The 19,733-nt window shown below is 69.9% G+C and carries 27 protein-coding genes; 16 read left to right on the top strand and 11 right to left on the bottom strand.

Annotated features, from left to right (window positions below; all coding sequences use genetic code 11):
• Positions 1-2: 2 nt before the first annotated feature.
• On the top strand, positions 3-1,439 hold the full coding sequence (locus tag ACFV3E_RS06070) for a hypothetical protein (protein WP_500533613.1): 1,437 nt from the start codon (positions 3-5) through the stop codon (positions 1,437-1,439).
• On the opposite strand, the gene ACFV3E_RS06065 is transcribed toward ACFV3E_RS06070, so the two are convergent.
• Positions 1,402-1,668 carry a GlsB/YeaQ/YmgE family stress response membrane protein gene (locus ACFV3E_RS06065; RefSeq protein WP_499511838.1) on the bottom strand — a complete coding sequence of 89 codons (267 nt, stop codon included), beginning with the start codon at positions 1,666-1,668 and terminating at the stop codon, positions 1,402-1,404. The two genes, ACFV3E_RS06070 and ACFV3E_RS06065, sit on opposite strands and share 38 nt — an antisense overlap.
• A gap of 208 nt (positions 1,669-1,876) precedes the next feature.
• Here ACFV3E_RS06065 and ACFV3E_RS06060 point away from each other — a divergent pair, with 208 nt between their 5' ends.
• A complete protein-coding gene (locus ACFV3E_RS06060) occupies positions 1,877-2,275 on the top strand; it encodes a RidA family protein (RefSeq protein ID WP_500533612.1) in 399 nt (132 codons plus the stop codon).
• A 15-nt stretch (positions 2,276-2,290) separates the two neighbouring features.
• Here the strand turns inward: ACFV3E_RS06060 and ACFV3E_RS06055 are convergent, their stop codons facing one another.
• A complete protein-coding gene (locus tag ACFV3E_RS06055) occupies positions 2,291-3,727 on the bottom strand; it encodes an ATP-binding protein (protein WP_500533611.1) in 1,437 nt (478 codons plus the stop codon).
• Between the two features lie 411 nt (positions 3,728-4,138).
• On the opposite strand from ACFV3E_RS06055, the gene ACFV3E_RS06050 reads away from it, so the two are divergent.
• The 3 genes from ACFV3E_RS06050 to ACFV3E_RS06040 all read left to right on the top strand — a co-directional run bounded on the left by ACFV3E_RS06050 (position 4,139) and on the right by ACFV3E_RS06040 (position 8,078).
• Positions 4,139-4,582, top strand: a complete 444-nt coding sequence (locus ACFV3E_RS06050) for a pyridoxamine 5'-phosphate oxidase family protein (protein WP_500533610.1) — start codon at positions 4,139-4,141, stop codon at positions 4,580-4,582.
• A gap of 215 nt (positions 4,583-4,797) precedes the next feature.
• The gene (locus ACFV3E_RS06045; protein ID WP_500533609.1) at positions 4,798-6,219 is read left to right on the top strand and encodes an APC family permease; all 1,422 of its coding nucleotides are present in this window, start codon (positions 4,798-4,800) and stop codon (positions 6,217-6,219) included.
• Positions 6,220-6,575: 356 nt separating this feature from the next.
• Positions 6,576-8,078 carry a recombinase family protein gene (locus tag ACFV3E_RS06040; protein ID WP_500533608.1) on the top strand — a complete coding sequence of 501 codons (1,503 nt, stop codon included), beginning with the start codon at positions 6,576-6,578 and terminating at the stop codon, positions 8,076-8,078.
• Positions 8,079-8,099: 21 nt separating this feature from the next.
• Here ACFV3E_RS06040 and ACFV3E_RS06035 read toward each other — a convergent pair whose 3' ends face one another.
• The 9 genes from ACFV3E_RS06035 to ACFV3E_RS05995 form a co-directional block, all read right to left on the bottom strand.
• Positions 8,100-8,522 (bottom strand): hypothetical protein, encoded by a 423-nt coding sequence (locus tag ACFV3E_RS06035; RefSeq protein ID WP_500533607.1) that lies wholly within the window; start codon positions 8,520-8,522, stop codon positions 8,100-8,102.
• A gap of 105 nt (positions 8,523-8,627) precedes the next feature.
• Positions 8,628-8,843, bottom strand: coding sequence for a hypothetical protein (locus tag ACFV3E_RS06030; protein WP_500533605.1), 216 nt, complete (start codon positions 8,841-8,843; stop codon positions 8,628-8,630).
• The gene (locus ACFV3E_RS06025; protein WP_500533604.1) at positions 8,840-9,016 is read right to left on the bottom strand and encodes a hypothetical protein; all 177 of its coding nucleotides are present in this window, start codon (positions 9,014-9,016) and stop codon (positions 8,840-8,842) included. Before ACFV3E_RS06025 ends, ACFV3E_RS06030 begins: the two co-directional genes overlap by 4 nt.
• Positions 9,013-9,183, bottom strand: coding sequence for a hypothetical protein (locus tag ACFV3E_RS06020; RefSeq protein ID WP_500533602.1), 171 nt, complete (start codon positions 9,181-9,183; stop codon positions 9,013-9,015). Before ACFV3E_RS06020 ends, ACFV3E_RS06025 begins: the two co-directional genes overlap by 4 nt.
• Positions 9,183-9,428 (bottom strand): hypothetical protein, encoded by a 246-nt coding sequence (locus ACFV3E_RS06015; protein ID WP_500533600.1) that lies wholly within the window; start codon positions 9,426-9,428, stop codon positions 9,183-9,185. The genes ACFV3E_RS06020 and ACFV3E_RS06015 overlap by 1 nt, the downstream gene beginning before the upstream one ends.
• Before the next feature lie 12 nt (positions 9,429-9,440).
• A complete protein-coding gene (locus ACFV3E_RS06010; protein WP_500533598.1) occupies positions 9,441-9,578 on the bottom strand; it encodes a hypothetical protein in 138 nt (45 codons plus the stop codon).
• Between the two features lie 168 nt (positions 9,579-9,746).
• Positions 9,747-10,622, bottom strand: a complete 876-nt coding sequence (locus ACFV3E_RS06005; RefSeq protein WP_500533597.1) for a hypothetical protein — start codon at positions 10,620-10,622, stop codon at positions 9,747-9,749.
• Positions 10,623-10,712: 90 nt separating this feature from the next.
• Positions 10,713-11,120: a DUF6221 family protein gene (locus ACFV3E_RS06000; protein ID WP_500533595.1), complete on the bottom strand. Its 408-nt coding sequence runs from the start codon at positions 11,118-11,120 to the stop codon at positions 10,713-10,715.
• An 89-nt stretch (positions 11,121-11,209) separates the two neighbouring features.
• Positions 11,210-12,583, bottom strand: coding sequence for a hypothetical protein (locus ACFV3E_RS05995; RefSeq protein ID WP_500533593.1), 1,374 nt, complete (start codon positions 12,581-12,583; stop codon positions 11,210-11,212).
• Positions 12,584-13,024: 441 nt separating this feature from the next.
• Between ACFV3E_RS05995 and ACFV3E_RS05990 the strand changes: the two genes are divergently transcribed.
• The 11 genes from ACFV3E_RS05990 (at position 13,025) to ACFV3E_RS05940 (ending at position 19,723) form a co-directional block, all read left to right on the top strand.
• Positions 13,025-13,882, top strand: coding sequence for a phage antirepressor KilAC domain-containing protein (locus tag ACFV3E_RS05990; RefSeq protein ID WP_500533591.1), 858 nt, complete (start codon positions 13,025-13,027; stop codon positions 13,880-13,882).
• A complete protein-coding gene (locus ACFV3E_RS05985) occupies positions 13,882-14,133 on the top strand; it encodes a hypothetical protein (protein WP_500533589.1) in 252 nt (83 codons plus the stop codon). Before ACFV3E_RS05990 ends, ACFV3E_RS05985 begins: the two co-directional genes overlap by 1 nt.
• Positions 14,130-14,360 (top strand): hypothetical protein, encoded by a 231-nt coding sequence (locus ACFV3E_RS05980; RefSeq protein WP_500533587.1) that lies wholly within the window; start codon positions 14,130-14,132, stop codon positions 14,358-14,360. Before ACFV3E_RS05985 ends, ACFV3E_RS05980 begins: the two co-directional genes overlap by 4 nt.
• Positions 14,357-14,737 (top strand): hypothetical protein, encoded by a 381-nt coding sequence (locus ACFV3E_RS05975; RefSeq protein WP_500533585.1) that lies wholly within the window; start codon positions 14,357-14,359, stop codon positions 14,735-14,737. Before ACFV3E_RS05980 ends, ACFV3E_RS05975 begins: the two co-directional genes overlap by 4 nt.
• Positions 14,738-14,825: 88 nt before the next feature.
• Entirely contained in the window at positions 14,826-16,208 is a 1,383-nt protein-coding gene (locus ACFV3E_RS05970) for a DNA cytosine methyltransferase (RefSeq protein WP_500533584.1), read from the top strand.
• The gene (locus ACFV3E_RS05965; protein ID WP_500533583.1) at positions 16,205-16,408 is read left to right on the top strand and encodes a hypothetical protein; all 204 of its coding nucleotides are present in this window, start codon (positions 16,205-16,207) and stop codon (positions 16,406-16,408) included. The genes ACFV3E_RS05970 and ACFV3E_RS05965 overlap by 4 nt, the downstream gene beginning before the upstream one ends.
• Positions 16,405-17,064: a hypothetical protein gene (locus ACFV3E_RS05960; protein ID WP_500533582.1), complete on the top strand. Its 660-nt coding sequence runs from the start codon at positions 16,405-16,407 to the stop codon at positions 17,062-17,064. The genes ACFV3E_RS05965 and ACFV3E_RS05960 overlap by 4 nt, the downstream gene beginning before the upstream one ends.
• A 120-nt stretch (positions 17,065-17,184) precedes the next feature.
• The gene (locus ACFV3E_RS05955; RefSeq protein WP_500533581.1) at positions 17,185-18,012 is read left to right on the top strand and encodes a DUF2637 domain-containing protein; all 828 of its coding nucleotides are present in this window, start codon (positions 17,185-17,187) and stop codon (positions 18,010-18,012) included.
• Positions 18,013-18,087: 75 nt separating this feature from the next.
• Positions 18,088-18,492: a hypothetical protein gene (locus ACFV3E_RS05950; protein ID WP_500533580.1), complete on the top strand. Its 405-nt coding sequence runs from the start codon at positions 18,088-18,090 to the stop codon at positions 18,490-18,492.
• Positions 18,489-19,046: a hypothetical protein gene (locus tag ACFV3E_RS05945; RefSeq protein ID WP_500533579.1), complete on the top strand. Its 558-nt coding sequence runs from the start codon at positions 18,489-18,491 to the stop codon at positions 19,044-19,046. Before ACFV3E_RS05950 ends, ACFV3E_RS05945 begins: the two co-directional genes overlap by 4 nt.
• A complete protein-coding gene (locus ACFV3E_RS05940; protein ID WP_500533578.1) occupies positions 19,043-19,723 on the top strand; it encodes a hypothetical protein in 681 nt (226 codons plus the stop codon). Before ACFV3E_RS05945 ends, ACFV3E_RS05940 begins: the two co-directional genes overlap by 4 nt.
• Positions 19,724-19,733 lie beyond the last annotated feature (10 nt).

Here is a 19,733-nt window from a genome sequence, read left to right as displayed (position 1 = left end):
CCGTGCCGCTGCGCGTTCCCGTCCAGCGCCGCCGCTCGCCGGAGCCGGGGGCGGAACGCCCCGGGGTGGCCGGGGCGCTCCCGGCCGTCCCGTTCAACCAGCGCGTACGTCTCCTGGTCGAGGCCGTCGACGAGCCCGACGAGCTCGCCCTCGCCCAGGGGCTGATGGAGGCGCGGGGCTGGGCGGTGCGCCGCGCCGGGCGTGAGGACTCCCCGGCCACCGCGGGCGGCAGCCGCGTCGCGCTCGTCGTCGAGGTACGGCTGAGCGGCTCCCGCTGGCGGGCCGAGAAGGCGGCGTGCGGGGCCGTGGAACGCCTGGCGAGGACCCATCAGCTCGGCCTGTGGGTCCGGGACGCGGCGCTGCTGCTGCGGCCGGACGACCCGCGGACCGAGTACCGCGTGATCCACCGTCCCGGCGCGGGCGGCGGAGGGCGCGACCGGCTCGCTCGGTGGTGGGCCGCGTGCGGCGGGCGTGGCGCGCACCGGCTGCTGCGGCTGCCGTCCGGGCTCACCCGGGAGGCCGTCGAGCGGGAGCTTTCGGAACGTCCCCTCGGCGGAGACGCGTTCACGCCCGACGCCTACGAACTGCGGCCCGCACCGCCCGAGACGGCCGTCCCGGCGGCCACCGGGACGCACCGTGCCGCGCTCCGGGTGCGGACGCTGCCCGGCGTGGCCGGCGCCGCCGCCGCGGCGGCGCTGCTGGGCTGGACGGCCTCCGGGGCGGACGCGGAACTCCTGTGGTGGCCCCTGGCGGTGGTGGCCCTCCTCTGCGCGCCGGGGGTCCACTTCGCCCTGCGCGACTCGTGGTTCTCACGGAACGCGGTCTGGCTGGTGCCGCTCGCCCTGCCCGTGGGGTGGTCGCTGGTGACCTGGCTCGGGCGGCTGATGCAGGCGTTCTACCTCGACCGGTTCGGCATCCCGTCCGGCTCGGTCCGCTCCACCGGGGACCTGTGGCCGTACGCGGCCGCCGCCGAACCGCTGGGCCTCGCCGTGGGGTTCGTGCTGTTCTTCACGGCGGTCGCGGGCTGGCTGCGGCACGTGCACATCGCCAAGGGCGACAACCGCCTCGCCCTGGTGGCCGTCACCGTGCTGCTGTCGGCGGCCTTCGCGGCCACCACGCTCGTCGCCGGCGCCCACGACGCGGACCGGGCCGCCCGCGACGCCGCGTCCGCCGCCGGACGGGGGCACGTGCCGGCGACGTACTTCGGGCTGCACGGCACCTTGATGTGCGTCGTGCCCGTCGGCGAGGGCCCCGTCCCCGTGGAGAACGGACCGGTGCCGGCCGACCGTGCCGTCCTGTCCTTCGGCGCCTCCGGGGACTGGATCTGGCTGTGGGACCCGCGCCGTTCGCAGGCCCTGTCGGTGCGCCGGGAGGACGTGCAGCTGCTCCCCGCGCCGGCGGTCAGCGGCGGGAGTCCCCGAACAGGATGCGGTAGATGATCAGGAGAGCGAGCGCGCCGCCTATGGCCGCGCCCCACGTGGGCAGGTCGTAGAAGTCCTTGGTGATGGGGTGGTCGAGGAACTTCGCCGAGATCCAGCCGCCCACCACCGCGCCCGCGATGCCGATCAGCGTCGTCCCGACCAGACCGCCCGGGTCCTTCCCGGGCAGCAGTATCTTCGCGATGGCGCCCGCTATCAGGCCCAGTACGATCCAGCCGATGATGGTCATGCCGTCAACCTGCCACGGCCCCCGCCCCTTCATGCGCGCCGAGACGGAGCCATGGGCAAGCCGTGACACGGCGGTTGCACTTCTCAGGGAACTCTCAGCACGGCGGCCGGCGGCCGGCGGGTGACGCGGGGTGCGGGAAAACCGGGTGACGTCCGTGCCGGCGGCTGTGCAGGATCGCCGGGTCAGCCGCTCCCGACCAGGAGGCCCCGTGGTGCACCGCACGATCGTCCCGACCTTGTTCCCGCCGCCCGGTTACGCGCACGCCGCGGTCGTCGAGGCCGGGCAGCGGCTCGCCTTCATGGCGGGTTCCGTACCGCTCGACGCGCAGGGCGCCCTGGTGGGGCCCGGCGATCCCGTCGCCCAGGCGCGCCAGGTCGTCGCCAATCTCGACGAGGCGCTGCGGGCCGTGGGAAGCGGCCTGGAGCACGTGGTCGCCTCCACCGTGTACGTCGTGGGCACCGGCCCCGCCGAACTGTCGCGGGTCTGGGAGGTCGTCCGGGCCTCGGGGCTGAGTGCGGGGCCCCACACGTCGACGCTGCTCGGGGTCGGCTGCCTCGGGTACGCCGGCCAGCTGGTGGAGGTCACCGCGACGGCCGTGGTGCCCTGAACCGCGGCGGACGGTTCAGCGGCGCCAGGCGCGGACCAGGTCCTCGGGGCCCCAGTGAGCGGCCAGGGGGAGGCCTGGGGTGACGCCGCAGCGCGAGACGGCGACGAGGGGGGTGGCGGGGGTGGCGCCGGGGACGGCGGTCACGTCGCGGACGAGGGCGTCGTATTCGTGGCGGCCGAAGGGGTGGGTGTCGAACCATTTGACGGAGCCGACGAAGTGGACCTGCGTGGCCACCGGTTCGCGGTCGGCGCCGACGAGGTCGACCTCGGGGTTGTTCTGGCGGTTCCACCAGCCGCCGACAACCTCGGTGCGGGGCCAGGCCTCGTCGGGGAGCAGCCTGAGCAGGGACGCGCGGACGACGGGCTCGACCGCGCGGCCGCGCCAGGTGGACCAGGACCGCTCGAAGCGTTCCAGGGCGAGGTCGCCCCGGCCGCGTTCGATCAGGGGGAGGGCGCGGTCCACGAAGGCGAGCCAGAAGCGCAGGTAGGGGTCGGCGATGCGGTAGCGCTTGTTCTTGGTGTCGGCCTTGGTCGACAGGGGGAGGTCGGCGGCGAGCACGCGCTTGGCCAGGAGGGTGCCGAGCAGGGGCGACAGGGTGCCCGAGGGGAGCGGGTGGGCGCCCCCGGTGCGGGCCGCGATGGAGGAGAAGGTGCGTTCGCCGCTGCCGACGGCCTCCAGGACGGCACGGGAGTGGGAGGCCTCCGGGAACTCGCCGAGCAAGGAGAGCTCCCCCGCGACGAGGAGCGGGGAGAGCGGGGTGGAGAAGGCCCCGCGCAGGAACGCGGTGCGGGAGGTGCCGGGCCGCCACGACTGGACGATCTCCGGGAAGCCGCCGGTGATCAGGAGGGCGTCCACAGCGTCGGCGGCGCCGAGCCCGGTCATGGACTGCACGTCGGCGAGGTGGAGCGGGCGGACGGTCATCTTGGTGCCGCGGCCGTAGAAGGGGCGGCCGTAGGTCTGGAGCGCCTCCATCACCGACATGTCGCTGCCGACCAGGACCAGCAGGACGGGCTTGGCGGACAGGTGGCGGTCCCAGACGGTCTGCAGGGCGCCCTCGAACTCGGGATCCTGCTCCACCAGCCAGGGCACCTCGTCGATCACGGCGATGCTCGGTGCGGTGTCGGGGACGGCGAGGGCGAGCGAGCGCAGCGCCTGGTTCCAGTCGCCGCCCTGGAGGCCGGCGACGAGGTCTGCGCCGGGCAGGCCGGAGTGGGCGAGGGCCGTGGCGAAGTCCGCCCGTTCCGCCGCGGGGTTCCGGCCGCGGGTGGCCTGGAAGACGACGTACGGCACCCCGGAGCGGTCGCAGAACTCCTGGACCAGACGGGACTTCCCGACCCGGCGCCGGCCCGTCACGATCACGGCTTGGCCGCGGGTGGCGGCCGTGCCGTCGGTTACCCGGCGCAGCAGGTCGGTGAGGTGCTCGAGGTCGGCTGTGCGGCCCGTGAACTCCATCGGCGTCGGCCCCCGCGGCTGGCTGGGAAGGTGGACCTGGAAAGGTAGACCAGATCTTACGTAGATCGAGTCTTACTTTACCTCGAGAACCCGGTCCAGGACGAGGCCGAAGCGCTCGCGGTAGCCGGCGAGGACGGCGGCGTCGCCGTCCAGGGCGTCTTCCCGGCGGATGCCGTCGGGGGCGGTGGTGATGAGCGTGCGGCCGGAGAGGTCCCGGGGCGGGGTTCGAGGCGGAAGACCGGCTCGCCGTCGTGGTGGAGGTCGAGGTCGCCGTACGGGGCGCCGCCGCGTCAGGGCGTTCGGGGCGCGCGGCGCCGATGCGGCGGAGGTAGGCGTCGGCCTGGGGGGCGTCCATGGCGTCAGTCTTGGGGAACCGCCGACGATCACGCCGGACCCGGATAGCTTCACGGCATGACGCGAACACTGCGCGAGCGGCACGCCGCGGCGATGGGCCGGCTCAGGGACGACGAGGACGTGTGGGTGGCGACGGCGGATGCGCGCGGAGTGCCGTGCCTCGTCCCGCTGTCGTTCTGGTGGGACGGGGAGGAGATGTGGCTCGCCACACGGAGGACGAATCCCACCGGGAGGAACCTGGAGTCCTCGGGAAGGGTGCGGCTGAGTCTGGGTCACACCAGGGATCTGGTGCTCATCGACGGCACGGCACGGGTCGTCGACTTCGCGCGGCTGCCGGACGGTGTCGGTGACGCCTTCGCGGCGAAGGCCGAGTGGGATCCCCGCAGTGACGGACCTTCGTACGCGTTCTACGCGATCCGGCCGCAATGGGTGCAGGCCTGGGGGACGGTACCGGAGATGCGGGACCGGGACCTGATGAAGGAAGGGGTGTGGCTATTCTGATCGACAATCGGCGATATACACAGTGCCAGACCGCAAGTTGCCGGTTTTACGTCGGACATGGGCTGGTTGATCTTCGGATTTCGTTGTCCAGAGACTCTTGACGGGGGCTTGACGCGCGCGGTTTCATCCTCGGAAGCGGAGGTGAATATTCCGTTTCATGTTTCCCTGGACCGGAGGCGGTAGCCCCCTCGAGCCCGACCCGATCGGATGCGCGCATGACCGACACGCTCCACCCGCCGACGGCCCCGCACTCGCCGCTGGCCCCGCCCATCGAGGCTCCGAAGTCGCTCAAGAGGTCGATCGGCGTGGTCGGCGGAACGCTGCTGACGCTGTCGTGCCTGACCCCGGCCTCCTCGCTGTTCGTCATCGTGCCCCCGCTCTTCGCCGACCTGGGAACCGGGACGGCGCTGACCATCGTGATCGCGGCGGTCCTCTGCATCGCGGTGGCCTTCTGCTATTCGGAACTCGGGACGCTGATACCGAGCGCGGGCGGCGAGTACGCGATGGTCGGCACGCTCATCGGGCGGCTGGCCGGGTGGATCGTGTTCGTGCTGTCCCTGATCGTCGTGATGATCGTGCCGCCGATCATCACGCTCGGCACGGGCGAGTACCTGGCGCCGATCATGCAGATCGACCCGAAGATCGCGGGCGCCGCCGTCATGCTGCTGGCCACCGTCATGGGTCTGCTGGACCTGCGGGCCAACGCCTGGATCACCGGCATCTTCCTGGTCCTGGAGGTCGTCGCGGCGGCGGTCGTGGCCTTCCTCGGCTTCTCCCACACCTCGCGGTCGGCCTCGGTGCTGATCCACCCGGTGACGGAGGCCGGGCACGGGGTGGGGTCGGCGGTCACGGCGGGGACGATCATCGCGGGGCTGGCGATCGCGCTCTTCGTGCTGCAGGGCTTCAGCACGGCCGTGTACCTGTCCGAGGAGATGGACAACCCGCGGCGCACGGTCTCCCGGACCGTGCTGTGGACGCTCGGCATCGGCGCCCTGGTGGTGATCGTGCCGACGATCGCGATCACGCTGGGCGCGCCCGACATGAACTCCCTGATGGCGGGCGACCTCTCGGCGCTCGTACGGGGCTGGAGCAACTCGGCGGTCGGCACCTTCGTCAGCCTCTGCATCGCGCTGGCCATCATCAACGCGGGCATCGTGATGGTCATCCAGAACTCCCGGGTGCTGTACGCCTCCGCGCGGGACCGCGCCTGGCCGACCCCGGTCAACAAGGCCTTCGGCACGCTGAGCAAGCGGTTCGGCGCCCCGTGGATCGCGACGCTCGCGGTGGGCGTGCCGGGCGCGGTGCTGTGCTTCGTACCGGTGGAGACGCTGAGCGGCGTCACCGGTGTGGCGGTCGCCGCGATGTACATCGTCGTCGCCCTCGCGGCCCTCGGCTCGCGCCGCGCCGGGCACAAGGAGCGTGCGGCCTGGCGCATGCCGCTGTGGCCCGCGGTGCCGCTGCTGCTGGTCGTCGTGCTGGCGTACGTGCTGACCCGGCAGACCGCGCAGGACCTGGTGATCACCGGTGTGATCGTCGCCGCCTCGCTGGCCTACTGGCTCTTCTACCTCCGGCCGCGGCAGAGCACCCGCTGGGTGATCTCCGTACCCGAGGAGGAGATGGGCCTGGAGGACGCCTGAGCCGCCCGTCCCCGGCACCCGTGGGGCCCGTACCGGTCGTACACCGGTGCGGGCCCTTCGCCGTCCCCGGACGGCCCGCTCCGCGGCGGGCGACGGACCGGTCGCGGCGGCCCGCAGGTCCTCCCGGTCGCCCAGGACGGCGACCGGGCCGTCCCGGTCGGTGCGCAGGACCGTGGTGCCCTGGGCGCGCAGCGCGGCGAGGGTCCGGGGCGACGGGTGTCCGTACGGGTTCCCGGCCCCGCAGCTGACGAGCGCGAGACGGGGCCGGATGCGGGCCAGCAGCGCCGGGTCCTGGTAGGCGGAGCCGTGGTGTCACAACTTCCTTAGCAGACACCTACTCCCCTACCCTTGACGGCATGAAGACCACCGCCAGGGTCCGCAGGGTCGGCATCTACATCCGGATCAGTGATGACCGCGAGGGCGGCGGTCTCGGCGTGAAGCGCCAGGAGGACGACTGCCGCCTCCTGGCCGCCTCCCTCGGCTGGAGCGTCGTCGAGGTGTACGACGACAACGACATGTCGGCGACCAACCGCCGGAAGAAGCGCCGGGGCTATCACCGGATGCTGGCCGACATGCAGAGCGGCCACATCGACGCCGTCCTGGCATGGCACCCCGACCGCCTGTACCGCCAGCCCCGGGAGCTGGAGGACCTGATGGACCTCCTGGATAACCCTGACCTGGACGTGGAGCTGCGTACCGTACGGGCGGGCAACATCGACCTCAGCACTCCGGACGGCCGGATGCTCGCCCGCATCCAGGTGGCCGTGGCCAAGCGGGAGGTCGAGCACCGCCAGGAGCGCATCCTCCGCAAGGTCCAGGAGCTGGTCGAGGCCGGGAAGATTCATAACTCCGGCCACCGGCCCTTCGGCTACACCCGGTTCTTCGACGGCACCGGGAACCGCCGGAAGATCATCGGCGAGGTCCTCAACGAGACCGAGGCCAAGCACGTCGAAAGCTGGGCTGACCGGGCCCTGGAGGGCGAGTCCCTGTACTCCCTCGTGGTCTCCGCCATCGACAGCGGCATCAAGACCTCCACCGGCGGTGACTGGTCGTACAACGGGATGAAAGCCCTCTTGATCAGCGGCCGGATCGCCGGGCTGAAGGAGCACAAGGGCGAGGTCGTCGGGAAGGCCGTCTGGCCCGCCATCATCTCCGAGGAGAAGCACAAGGCCCTCCGAGCCCTGCTGCGCGACCGTTCCGCGCAGGCCAAGGAGCGGGGAGCCCAGCGGACCACCACCGCGAAGAAGTACCCGCTCTCCGGCCTGATCCGCTGCACCTGCCAGGTCCCGCACACCGTGGGCGTCCCGTGCGACTGCAAGGAGCAGGGCCGGGAGCACCACAAGATGGCGACGCGCCCGCGTTCCGACAGCCCCATCAGCGTGTACACATGCCCCAAGGACGGCGGAGGCTGCGGAGGCCGGACGATCCAGATCCCCGACCTGGAGAAGGCCATGGAGCGGCTGCTCTTCGCTCAGCTCGAAGAGGTGGAGGCCGCGGTGGGTCAGGACCCGGACGACCCCCGGCCGGCTCTGGAGGAGAAGCTCAAGAACATGGAGGCCCGACGGGCCGCCCTGGAAGAAGAGCTGGACGAGGGCGACCGACCTATCCGCGAGATCACCGAGGCCCTGACCCGCATCAAGGGCCGCATGGCGAAGATCCAGCGAGACCTGGCGGAGTACAGCGTGAAGGCCAACGTCCTGGAGATCAGCGCGGACGACCTGCGGGCGGCCTGGGCGGACTACTCGGTGCCGAGGAAGCAGGCGGTGTACCGGGGGCTGATCAGGGAGATCATCATCCACCCGGCCACCAGGCCCTACAACGTCTTCAACCCTGACCGTATCGAGGTCATCTGGAAGTGATCACTGGACCTTGGGCCCGGCCTATCCCGCTGCCGTAGCGCAATCGGCCTCAACGCCGGGAGCCTCGGCGGCGAGTTGCTCAATGATCGCCTCTTCGCCGCTCTTGGTCCGGGTCCCCACGGCCAGCGCGATCGGACTGCTGCCCGCTGTCCAGTGGTCTATGAAGATCTTGTACTGAGGCGTGTAGTCGACCATGTTGGCGTCCATGAATGCCTGGAGCGCCGCCTTGCCATCGTCGTCCCTGAGCAGCCCCACGTCTTCCCGCCATTTGAACCCCAGGGCGGCCATAACTTCCTTGGAGCAAGATCGAGCTGGTGAGTCCTCCGCAGCGGCAGCCGACTGGCCTTCTGATCCGCTGGCCTGATCGGCGTTGTCGTCCGAACTACCCGAGCAGCCCACCGCGAGCAACATCACGGCAGCCGCGAGCAGTACCTTTGTCCGCATTTCCCCCACCCCACACAAGTCCCCCACAACACAGTGGGCACATCCTGCCGGAACCCGTGGTCGGGCGTCGAGAACTCGCAAGCATCAGTGCCGAGTTCCAGGGCGCTAGGCGGCCTTCTGACGGCCCCGAGCGGCCTTCACCAGGTCACGCTTCGTCCGGCGGAGCATCTGCTCCTGGAGCATGGTGCGGGCGGGAGCCGTGGCCGTCTGCCGTCGCACCCACAGCTCCTCGCGGTACGCCTTGATGACCGCCTTGCCCTTCGGCCCCTGGGTCCGCAGGACGGCGGCCCAGACGCCATGGGGCGTGACGTAGGCGGTCACTGGAGGATCTCCGGCTCGCACGGCTCGTAGCCGTTGTCCCCGACGACGGGGCACAGGGAGGAGCCGTCCAGGTGCGACCAGCGCGGAGGGTTCCCCCAGGCGCCGATCCAGTCGGAGGGGGTGGACTCCTGAGCCGGCTCGCCGCACTCGGAGCACACGGCCTGGCCGCTCATCCCTGGGCCTCCACCTTCAGCCAGCGGTCCGGGTGCTCCTGCTCCTCGCGGGCCTTCAGGTTCTCCACGTACTCCGCAGTGGCGTCGACCACCTGGTACACGACACCGCGACTCGGCTTGTGCTCGGGCAAGTTGGAGAACGCGGTCACGGTGAACAACTCGTCCATCAGACGGAACCTCCCTGCCAGTGCTCGCGGGAGTCGAAGGTCAGCGTCTTGCCCTCGCGGCTGTCGACGAAGACCTGGGTCGCCTCGCCGCCGTGCCCTCCGTACGGCACGAACTGGGCGGAGCCGCTCGGAGAGCTGTACGACCAGGAGATCCCCCACTCGCCGTCCGGGGACTTCAGCAGGGTGACCCGGTCGCCTTCGTCGGTCTCGTAATGGGCCTGCTGGGCCCATTCTGCTTCAGCCATTGCTCTCCCCCTTCAGAGACGGCCGTCGCCGTCGAACGGCTCGGGCTCGTAATCCACCGCGAGGTCCGCCATGGCCTGCTCCGTGGTCCCGCCCGGCGGGATGAACGGACACACCGGCGGGCAGTCGTAACGCCCGTCATCACAGGTCACGCACTGAGCCACGGACTCCCCCTGAATTTAAATTCCTGACCCGTCCAGAAACGCGCGAACCCCTACCGGACGGGTAGTCCGGTAGGGGTTTGCGACAGTCAGAGTACAGGTTTTCTTGGCGGTGCCGCATTCTCCAAGAATCGTTGGAGCGGGGCCAAGAATTTAAATTCAGAAGGGGGTCGCGGCGCCCAACCAGCGAGGGTCTCCGGCCTTCCTCTTGGCGAGGGCCTTCGAGAGCTTGTCGAGCTGGACCAGGCGGAGGAACTCGATACGCCGCTCGTCACTGGCGTCCATCTTCATGACGATGGCCTCCTCGGACTCGGGGTTCTTCCTGGCCACACTCATCACGGTTCCCAGGGCCCTCTGGATAGCCCTCTCAGTGACCTCCAAGCCGTCCGCAGTCTCCACGAGCCCGAAGTAGTCGTAGGCGGCCTCCAGTTCGTCCTGGGTGGGCTCCTCGGCCGGCTCGGGCGTCTCGTCCACCACGGCCTTCGGGATGGCCACCACGCGCGCCTGGACAGGCTCAGCCCCGTCGATGGACGCCGGACGCGAGCGAGCGGTCATCAGCACCGCGTCCGTGCGCGCCTTCTCCCTCGCGCGTGCCTCCTCCAGTTGGCGCGCCCACCTCCTGCCCTCACCCTCCGGGTTGGGCTGCGGCCTGGGAGGGGCCGGAATCCTCACCTTCCCCGGCTCGGGCTCCTCGTCGATACCGGCCGTCTCCACGCCGAGTTCTGCCGCCATGCGGGCCACGGCCTCGGGCCCCGTGTCCCGCTTCGCCAGGTCGACCAGCTCCTGGAGGAGTTCGGCCTGCTGGGTCGAGGAGGCCAGGAGGGCCGCCATGACGTCCTCGTTGGTTCCGGCCGCCGGGGACGCCTTACGTACGGGCTCCTCGCTTACGTACGTAGTGGGGTCTTCGTCCGCCGATACGTACCGGAGGACGAAGACCTTGGAGCCCTTGCGGATCTCCACGGCGCCCTGGTCCTCGGCGGCCTGGAGGATGGCCCCGCTCTTCCGGTTCAGCTCGGTGCTGGTGAAGGTCTGCATACGTACAGAGTACCTACTCCGTACGTAACTCTCTACATACATGCGTAACGAAGGGTGCGGGAGATTCCCGGACCCTCAGCACTACACGGTTCATCCCCGCGTGCGGGTGGAGGGTCTGTCCTCGTCCGGCTCGTACCCATCCTCCAGCTCCCGCTTGCCATCAATCAGCAGCCACTCGCGCCGGAAGTCAGGGTGCTTGGCGTACGCCTGAACGAGTTCGCGGAGCACTGGAGCACGGAGCCCCCGCCGGATACCGGTGAGCCCCTTCATGAGCGCGTCCTCCCAGAAGACACCGCTCCTGTCCTCCGGCGCCTCCTCCTTCAGCACCCAGTCCAGAATGCGGCGCTTGGCCTCAACGTCGGCGAGGACCTGGTCCCGCAACCTCGTCAGGCCCTCGTCCTTGCCGACTTTCACCGTGCGAGCCAGAGTCTCGTCTTCGCGCAGACGGCCTCGAAAGAACTCCACCATGACCCAGAAATCGTCTCTCATCATCGCCATACCCTCCCCTTGGTGGTGCGCTGAGGGGTCATCATCCACCAGGCCAGTCGACCCGTGCCGCCCCATGGCCCCCAACGCCACTCGGGAAGTCACAAAGAGGTCCTCTGCTTCCGCCGGGCCATCCGGCGCTCCTGCTTGGCGATGCGGGCCTCGATCAAGGGGTCGATCGGCTGGTTCGGCAGGCGGCGGTAAAACGCCTGGAAGACCCGGGGGTTCCCCGCGCACAGAGTCCGCAGGAGCCGGTCATCCTCGGTCTCCTCGCGGGGCTCCTCCACGGCCGGCTCCGCCATCTCGGCCTCCTGGGCGGCCATCTCGGCCCTCTTGGCCTCCCAGTACCGGGCCATGTACTCCGTCGTCTTCCGCTGGTTCTCCAGGATCATCTGCGCCCGCTGCTGCGACATCAGCTCTCCGTCCGGCAGCTCGTACGGCAGCAGCTCGCGCACCTCGTCCTCGGTGATCTGGCGGCCCGCGTCGAACCAGCGCCGCCAGTCCGCCTCCTTGGCGTCCAGGATGGCGTTGGCGGCCTTCATCAGGTCGTCCCGGTACGGACCCGGCTCGGTCTCGGCGATCAGGTCCAGGAGGTGCTTCGCGTACAGCGGGGCGTGCTGGATCCTCCGGCGGATCTCCAGCTCCTCGTGGGTCAGGGACCGGTGGATGCGGGTGTGCTCCCAGCCGTGCCGGTAGGCCAGCTTGGACGGGCGGGTGTCCACGAGATTCGGGTCCTCCTGGAGGATCAGGGCGTCCACGACCCAGTCCAGGGCGTACCGGGTGGCCCTGGCCTTCCCGGTCTTCTGGAGCACCCCGGCCTCCTCCAACTTGGCCGTCAGCCGCTTGGCCTTGTCCCGTCCTCCGGCCAGGTCCTGCCACTCCTTCGCGCTTCCCTCCCAGACCGGGTACGTCAGGACCGCGATCCTCCAGCCCTCTCCGCCCAGGCGTCCCCGGGTCCACATGTCGTGTCCGGGCTGGAGGAGGACGGCCTCGGAGTATCCGGGCGCGTCAGATACACGGTGGGTCTTAGAGTCCTTAGTCCTCCAACCATCCTTGGGGCCCTGGGGGTTGGGGGTCTTATTAGTAGTGGTACTGGTGTATCCGAGGCGCCCACATTCGGCGAGCCGGTAGGACCCCTTCTCCCGGCCGTCGGCGTCCCAGGACCGACCCCGCTCGATGGTCTCCACGAGACCGCGGGGGGTCGTGCCGCCCGGGAGGGGGCTGGTCATCTCCCAGACCTGGGACAGACCGAGCCCGGAGTACTCCAGGTTGCGGAGCTTGTCGATCGGACCGTCCTTCAGGATCCAGGCGAGACGGCACTCCTGGATCGACGAGGTGTCCTCCAGGAGCGTGGCCCTGATCAAGTTGATGGCGTCGTCGGCCAGAGCGGAGGACGCGGGGAGGCCCTCCGGGAATTCCTGGAGATCGGTTCGACCGGGGGCGTCCTGGACGCTAGAATTGGCAACGTGCTTCACGGTGGCTCCGCTTCTTCGAACGGGAGGAGCTGCCGGTCCTGAGAGATGTGATGACCTCCTGGACCAACCGGGAATTTTAAATTCCCTGACACAGCCCCTGGGTTACCAGCCCGGGGGCTTCGTCGTGTCTGAGGCACAGCATAGGCGCGCGTATAGCACCTTGGCCAACTTCCCCAGCACTACAGAAAATCCCGTAGCGGGTATCTCTACCAACCATTGTTGGAGCGATTAGATAAGGCCGATGACTTCCAACTCGGAATGGCCCAGCACGATTCAGAGCTGGTAATATAGGGACGTCGCACCAAGCGATTGCGGCCAATTGGCATCGACTCCTCCGGAGACCCCCTGCACGGGGATGGTCTCCGTGCGCTGTGAGTCGAAGGGATACCGCCAATGCAGCGCGGCCCCACGAACGAGCTGGTCCTCACCGAATCTCGCACGATGCGTCAGCAGACCATCGAGCGGACCGACGTGCTCGACAAGGTCAAGGTCCTGGCGACGCTGCCGGACGGCTTCCATGTGACCACCGGGATGGTGGCCGTGTACTTCCAGGTCCCCGTCAAGACGGTCGAGAGCGTCGTCGAGGTGAACCGGCAGGAGCTGGAGTCCAACGGGTACCGCGTCCTCCGGGGCGCTGATCTGACCGAATTTGCGGCCCCTTTCGGCGGGGCCGCAAATCTGGGGCTCAGCCCGATGGCCCGATCAGTCGCGGTCTTCAACCGCAAGGCCGTCCTCAACGTCGGCCAGCTCCTGCGGGACTCCGAGGTCGCCAGGCAGGTCCGCACGTACCTCCTGGACGTCGAGGCCGGACAGGCCAGCACTCCCCAGATCCCGACCTCGTTCGCGGACGCACTGGAGCTGGCCGCCGCGCAGGCCCGGGCGCTGGAGCAGGCGAACGCCGCCCTGGCCATCGCGGCCCCGAAGGCCGAGGCCCACGACCGCCTGATCGAGAACGGCTCGGACCACATCCTCAACCTCATCGCCAAGGAGCTGAAGGTCCCGCAGGGGTGGCTCCGTCAGCGGCTGTTGGCGTGGAACTGGATCTACGTCCGCACCGCGGACTGCGGAGCGCTCCAGTACATCCCGTACGCGGACAAGAGCGAGCACTTCTCCCTGTCGGAGCTGGAGATCCCGCACCGCACCCGCGAGAACTGCTGGCACGTGACCCTCAAGGTCACCCCGAAGGGCCGAGAGGCGATCCGCCGGAGGTTGGCGCAGGAGGCCGCGGAGGCCGAGCCGGCCGTAACGGAGACCACGGTCATCGACGGCTACGAGATCACCGTGCGGCGGGGGGCGTGATGACGCGTCTGAAGGCCGAGCAGGTCGGCAACACCGAGATCCACGAGGTCCTGACGACCGAGGGGCTCTCGCATAGCTCCAAGGTCGTCTGGATGTACCTGAAGGTCGCGGCCGACCCCCAGGAGATGAAGCCCATGGCTCGGGCTCTCTCCATGGACCCCGAGACCGTGTCCCGGGCCGTGAAGCTCCTGGCCACCAAGGGCTTGGCCCGGCAGGTCTCCCGCGTCTGGCTGGCCGGGGAGGCGTCATGACCGCCCTGGAGGGCCTGATCGTCGCCAGCGGCCCGGAGCGGATCGAGGAGGTCCGCGTCCACGAGGGCGGCGTGATCGAGGCCATCGCCACGAGGCCCCTGCGGGTCTTCGAGCGCCAGCCGAACGGCTCCCTGGAGGAGTTGCACGGCGACGCCAAGACCGCAGCCCTGGAGGCGTTCTGGGCCTCCGTCACCCACTTCAACGAGCAGCAGGAGCAGGACCGATGACGCGCCCGACCATCTCCTTGAACGACTTGATCAAGAACCGCTTGGAGGAGATCGCCGAGGACGCGTGGATCAACGACCGCGTCATGAACCTGAACCACGGTGACGGCCGGCTCATCCACATCGGCACCGCCACCACGTGGGAGCTGTGGCAGTGCCACGCCGACCATGGCAACGGCCGTCCGTGCGGGGAGGCCCTGATCACCGCCATGCAGGCGGCCACGCTCCTGGGCGACTACGGCGACGACGGCCCGGTCCCCCACCCGGTCATCCCGGCCGTGGAGATCGAGCTGCTGGACGAGGCCGTCGGCGGCTTCCTGCCCGACCTGCTGTACCACCGCTCCGACGTCGAGGCGCGCTTCAAGGCGGTGCACGCCTGATGCTGACGAACCTCGTCCTCCACGCCATCGCCGCGGGCATCGTCCTCGGCCTGATCATCGCGGTCGTCCGCCAGATGCGGAGCGCCCGGTGACCCTGACCGCTGCCGACTTCTTCGCCGGTGGTGGCGGCTCCTCCTCGGGGATGACCAAGGTCCCCGGGGTGGAGCTGCGGCTCGCCTGCAATCACTGGGCTCTGGCCGTCCAGACCCACGAGCGCCATTTCCCGAAGGCCGACCACCGCTTGGCCGACCTCAGCCAGGTCGACTTCCGGCAGTACCCCCGGGTTGACCTGCTGTGGAGCAGCCCGGAATGCACGAACCACAGCATCGCAAAGGGTCGGAAGCAGGCCCAGGAGGACCGCGTCCCGGACGATGAGGGCAACACGCTGCCCCTGGAGGCAGGGGCTCGCTCCAGGGCGACCATGTGGGACGTTCCGCGCTACTTGGAGGCGATGATCCTCCGGGGTCGTCCGGTCCTCGGAGGCGTCACCGAGAACGTCGTGGACGTCTGCCGCTGGGTGCTCTTCCCGGCCTGGCGGAAGGCCATGGAGGTCCTCGGGTACGACCTGATCCCGGTCTTCCTCAACAGTGCTCACGCGCATGCCAGGAGGGCTCTGTGGAGCCCACAGAGCCGTGACCGCGTGTACTTCCTGTACGTCCACAACAGCGTCGGCCGGAAGATCGACGTGGAGAAGTGGACCAGGCCGTTCGCCACCTGCTCCGAGCACGGCACCGTGCGGGGCCGCCAGTTTTTCAAGAAGAAGGGCGAGCCCTGGGGCCGCTTCCGCGCCCAGTATTACTTCGTGTGCCCGGAGCCCGGCTGCGCCCTCGTGGTGGAGCCCAAGGCCCTCCCGGCGTCCACGGCCGTCGACTGGTCCAACCCGGGACAGCGCATCGGTGACAGGGCCAGGCCGCTGGCCGCCAAGACTCTCAAGCGGATCGAGGACGGCCTCCAGCGCTACTCTCGGCCGCTCATGGTCCCGACCGAGGGCAGGGACGGGAAGCTCGCCAAGCCGCTGGACGAGCCCGGCAGGACCCAGACGACCCGCCGGGAGAGCGCCGTGCTCTTCACCCCGGCGTTCGTCGCGGAGCTTCGGGGCGGGAACAGCAAGCACAGGCCCCTGTCGGACCCGCTGGCCACCGTGACGGCCGGAGGGTTCCACCACGCCTTAGTGGTGCCCTACTACAGCTCCGGTCGGGCCAAGCCCGTGGACGTCCCGCTCGGGGCGCTGAGCACCGTCGACCGCTTCGCCCTCGTGGAGCAGCAGGCGCGCGTGGAGGACTGCACGCTGCGGATGCTCCAGGTCCCGGAGATCGCCAGGGCCATGAGCTTCGACCCGGACCACGAGATCCTCGGCAACAAGCGCGAGGGGACGAGGCTCTTGGGCAACGCGGTGACCCCTCCGGCCTCCGAGATCCTGATGAGCGCCGTGGTGGAGGCCGTCACCGGCGAGGACCTCGAAGCGGCATGACCGACCTGACCGCCGTGGCGGACGCCCTGAGCGAGCACCCCGAGGAGCTGATGTCCCTCGGGGTGCTCCTCGGCCTTGCCGGGGGTGAGCCGGCCGCCGTGAAGCACCTCTTCGAGATGGCCCCCGCGATCCCTGACGGGACCACGCGGGGCGAGTACGCCACCCGGCTCCGCTTGATCGAGATGGGAGTGACCTCGTGAACATCTACGAGTGCCACGTCTGCGGAGAGCCGCAGGGGGACAGGACGTGCGTCCGGTGCGCGAGTCGAATCCGCGGTGCCCTCGCAGCACTCCCGGAGCAGTTCGTCCTCCTGACGCTGAGCCGTCAGCGGGCCCAGGGCGGGGGCGGGGACGGAAGGTCCCCGAAGCGCATTCACGCCCCTCTCCCGGGGGACGAGAGGGTCCTGAACCTCCTCGGTCCCGCCAGCCGTCAGAGCGTCACTGACGCCCGCGACCAGGAGGGCGCCGCGCCCTTCCTGGAGGTCCTCGCGGGGTGGTGCGAGGCCGTGGTCTACGAGCGGGGCCTGACGCCCATCCGGCGCGACCTGACGGCCATGATCCGGCTGCTGACGGCCCACCTCTCGTGGATCTGCGAGCAGTCCTGGGCGGCCGACTTCGACGAGGAGATCCGGGGCCTGGTCAGGACGGCTCAGCGCATCACGATGACCCAGCCGAGGAGGGAGCTGCTCCGGGGTGTCACGTGCCCGTCATGCGATGGCCTGACGCTGGTCAGGCACTTCCCGGGGGACTGGGCGGCCGAGTGCGCGCTCTGCCCGAGCGTCCGGCTCGACTCGCGGGACTACGAGGATCTGGTGAAGACCCAGGCGCGTGACGCCCGGCACGCCGTCAACCCCTGACGGGCTGACGGGCCTTGACGCTAATGTGTTACGCAGATAACCGAAAACCGCAGCGGAGGCCGGGCTAGCCGCCAAGCAAGAGCCCGGCCTCCTCACCACAGCAAAGGGATGAGCTTCGCCGTGGCTGAGAAGAACCGTACCGTCCTGCCCTCGGGCCGGGACGGGCAGAAGACGTTACGCGCCCGCTGGGGCGCCCAGGTCTGGCTGGCCGTCGGTGCCGCCGTCCTGACCACCGCCCTGACCGCCGTGAGCTTCTGGCTCTCGTACGAGGGGCTCCACGACCTCGCCTCCGACCACCGGCTCCGTGGGGAGCGCGCCTGGGCATGGCCCGCCACGGTGGACTCCTTCATCGGTGTCGGCGAGCTGCTAATCCTCCGGGCCTCCCTGATGCACCGGGTGGACTGGTGGGCCATCTCCCTGACGGCGGCCGGCTCAATCGGCTCGATCGCCCTGAACGTTGCCGGGGTGGGCGTCAGTGATGACCCGCTCGACTACGTGACGGCCGCCGTCCCGCCCGTGGCAGCCCTGCTCGCCTTCGGCGTCCTGATGCGCCAGGTGCACGACTTCCTCCTCTCGCGCCAGCCCGCCGTGACGGCTACCCCGGAGCCCGTCAGCGCCCCCGTCACGGCCCCGGTGGAGCCCGAGGAGCCGGAGGTCGTCGAGGAGCCCCAGGAGGCCGTCCACAGCCCTGTGGATGAGCCCGTCATGACGCCCGAGCCTGAACCCGTCACGGAGCCCTCGGAGCCGCCGACCCAGCGCGAGCAGATCGACGCGGTGGTCCGGGGCTTGTACGACGTCCTCGGCGCCCGCCCGCTGACCCGTCACATGGTCGCGGGCCTCCGAGACGCAGGACTCCCCTGCTCCGAGGGCACAGCCCGTGAGAGCCGGAAGAGGGTCGAGGCGGCCGAGCCGGACCTCCAGAACCTCCCGGACTCCATGGCCGCCTGAGCGGCCCCACACGACCACTGGCGGCAGTGCTCGCCCACGGCTTGAGCACACGCGCCCACCCGCCCTGGAGGCGCCATGACCGACGACGACAAGACCGAGAAGCTTCCCCCGCCCGAGCCGACCCTCATCCAGCCCGAGGTCCACGTCCACTTCGTCCAGCCGACGGTCCAGCTCCCTGAGCCGGCCGAGTCCCGCTGGAACTTCGCCTGGCTCCAGCCCACCCGGAACGCCAAGTGCATGGCTCTCGCCGTCGTGACGGCCCCCTGGTGGGCGGCAGCCCTCCGGGACCTCCACCAGGACCAGAGCATCGAAGGCGCCTGGGTCATGGCCGGGGCGGCCTTCGTGGCCACGTACTGGCTCGACAGGCGCCGGGGGGCCTGGTGGACCCGGGTCCTCGTCTGGACCGCGACGTTCGGGGCCTTCGGAGCCCTGCCCGTCTTCTCGACCCTCGTCCGCATCATGACCGGGAGCCCCGCATGAACTCTGTGACCACTGCGACGGTCTCCCTCGGTGCCGTCACCCTCGGCTTGGGCATCTTGGCCTGGCACTTCACCAAGTGGTGGAGGACCGGAGGGGGCGGCGCGAGTCGACCCGGACCGGGCCCGGCCGTGTCCTCGACAGGCGGGCGAGACCCGAAGGTCTTGATCCCGCTCCTCAGCTCGATGGCACTCGGCATGGTCTCGATCACGGCTGCCGGAGGCATCATCGGCACCGCCGCGACCTTCGTCCTGAACACCGGCTCCCTGGTGGGCAACTGGTCCTTGACGGCCGCGACGGGCTCCGTGACGCCCGAGGTGACGCGGTCCGGTCTCAAGGCCCTGACGCCCGGCGGCTGCGCGATGCTGACGATCTACTTCGTGGTCTTGGTGGCCATCTGGAAGTCCGGCGCCAAGCTCCTCAAGGGCAAGATCATGTCGGGCGTCCTCGCCGGGATCTTCCTGGGCCTGTCCGCCGGGTTCTCCGGGGTGGCGGCCGTGGGCGCCGTGACGATCACGAACACCCTCGGCGACAAGATCACGGGCGTGGTCCTGTGAAGACCTTCCGGCGGGTCATGGAGCGCCTGGCGCGCGGGAGCAGCGCCATGGGCTGGGGCATGGCCCGGGGTGTCGTCGACTGGCTCAAGGCCGGGGAGAAGATCTCGGACTTCGTGGTCCGAGTGCTGTTCCTCGCCATCCCCGTGGGCATCGTCTGGAGCCTCCTCACGGCCACCAAGGCGACCATGTGGGGCCTCGTGACCGTCTGGTGCCTTGCGGCCTGGAGGGCCGGGCGGCCGGCTCAGGGAGAGCAGCAGGAGGGCGCCCCTGACCTCCACCCCGACGACCTTGTGGAGCTGCTCTGGGAGCTGACCGGAGACCGGAAGGGAGTCCACCTCTCCGCCGTCGCCGCACAGCTCCAGAAGGAGATCCCGGAGCGCTCCTGGACGGTCGCCGACGTGAAGGCGCTCCTGAAGGCCGCGGCCGTCCCCACGCGCCACTCCGTCCGTGTGCCGGGTGTCGGGGTGGCCGTGGGGGTCCACCGGAAGGACATCCCGGGGAGCCCCTCCCCCGCCCCTTCCGGGACCCCCGGTAGCGACGTAGATCCGCAGGTCAAACCGGCTACAGCTACAGCTACTACGTACCAGCGAGAGGACTTCGGGGGAGGGGCTGGCGTCGTCCTCCGTCCAGTGGGCGGCCCCAGCAACCACACCGTGGTGCAGCCCCCGAAGAACTGATCATCAGCGA

Origin of the sequence: Streptomyces sp. NPDC059718, assembly GCF_042733315.1 — a bacterium.
Classification (GTDB): domain Bacteria; phylum Actinomycetota; class Actinomycetes; order Streptomycetales; family Streptomycetaceae; genus Actinacidiphila.
Note: the sequence above shows the minus strand (reverse complement) of the source record. Positions and strands in the feature narration are given on the sequence as shown.

Bases quoted from the DNA above. Each gene is read 5' to 3' on its own strand.
- ACFV3E_RS06020 (WP_500533602.1), bottom strand. From the start codon at position 9,183: ATGGACGAGTTGTTCACCGTGACCGCGTTCTCCAACTTGCCCGAGCAC.
- ACFV3E_RS05965 (WP_500533583.1), top strand. From the start codon at position 16,205: ATGACCGACCTGACCGCCGTGGCGGACGCCCTGAGCGAGCACCCCGAG.
- ACFV3E_RS06015 (WP_500533600.1), bottom strand. From the start codon at position 9,428: ATGGCTGAAGCAGAATGGGCCCAGCAGGCCCATTACGAGACCGACGAA.
- ACFV3E_RS06045 (WP_500533609.1), top strand. From the start codon at position 4,798: ATGACCGACACGCTCCACCCGCCGACGGCCCCGCACTCGCCGCTGGCC.
- ACFV3E_RS05985 (WP_500533589.1), top strand. From the start codon at position 13,882: ATGACGCGTCTGAAGGCCGAGCAGGTCGGCAACACCGAGATCCACGAG.
- ACFV3E_RS05950 (WP_500533580.1), top strand. From the start codon at position 18,088: ATGACCGACGACGACAAGACCGAGAAGCTTCCCCCGCCCGAGCCGACC.
- ACFV3E_RS06065 (WP_499511838.1), bottom strand. From the start codon at position 1,668: ATGACCATCATCGGCTGGATCGTACTGGGCCTGATAGCGGGCGCCATC.
- ACFV3E_RS05980 (WP_500533587.1), top strand. From the start codon at position 14,130: ATGACCGCCCTGGAGGGCCTGATCGTCGCCAGCGGCCCGGAGCGGATC.
- ACFV3E_RS06055 (WP_500533611.1), bottom strand. From the start codon at position 3,727: ATGGAGTTCACGGGCCGCACAGCCGACCTCGAGCACCTCACCGACCTG.
- ACFV3E_RS06050 (WP_500533610.1), top strand. From the start codon at position 4,139: ATGACGCGAACACTGCGCGAGCGGCACGCCGCGGCGATGGGCCGGCTC.
- ACFV3E_RS05990 (WP_500533591.1), top strand. From the start codon at position 13,025: ATGCGTCAGCAGACCATCGAGCGGACCGACGTGCTCGACAAGGTCAAG.
- ACFV3E_RS05975 (WP_500533585.1), top strand. From the start codon at position 14,357: ATGACGCGCCCGACCATCTCCTTGAACGACTTGATCAAGAACCGCTTG.
- ACFV3E_RS05945 (WP_500533579.1), top strand. From the start codon at position 18,489: ATGAACTCTGTGACCACTGCGACGGTCTCCCTCGGTGCCGTCACCCTC.
- ACFV3E_RS06005 (WP_500533597.1), bottom strand. From the start codon at position 10,622: ATGCAGACCTTCACCAGCACCGAGCTGAACCGGAAGAGCGGGGCCATC.
- ACFV3E_RS06040 (WP_500533608.1), top strand. From the start codon at position 6,576: ATGAAGACCACCGCCAGGGTCCGCAGGGTCGGCATCTACATCCGGATC.
- ACFV3E_RS06000 (WP_500533595.1), bottom strand. From the start codon at position 11,120: ATGGCGATGATGAGAGACGATTTCTGGGTCATGGTGGAGTTCTTTCGA.
- ACFV3E_RS06025 (WP_500533604.1), bottom strand. From the start codon at position 9,016: ATGAGCGGCCAGGCCGTGTGCTCCGAGTGCGGCGAGCCGGCTCAGGAG.
- ACFV3E_RS06035 (WP_500533607.1), bottom strand. From the start codon at position 8,522: ATGCGGACAAAGGTACTGCTCGCGGCTGCCGTGATGTTGCTCGCGGTG.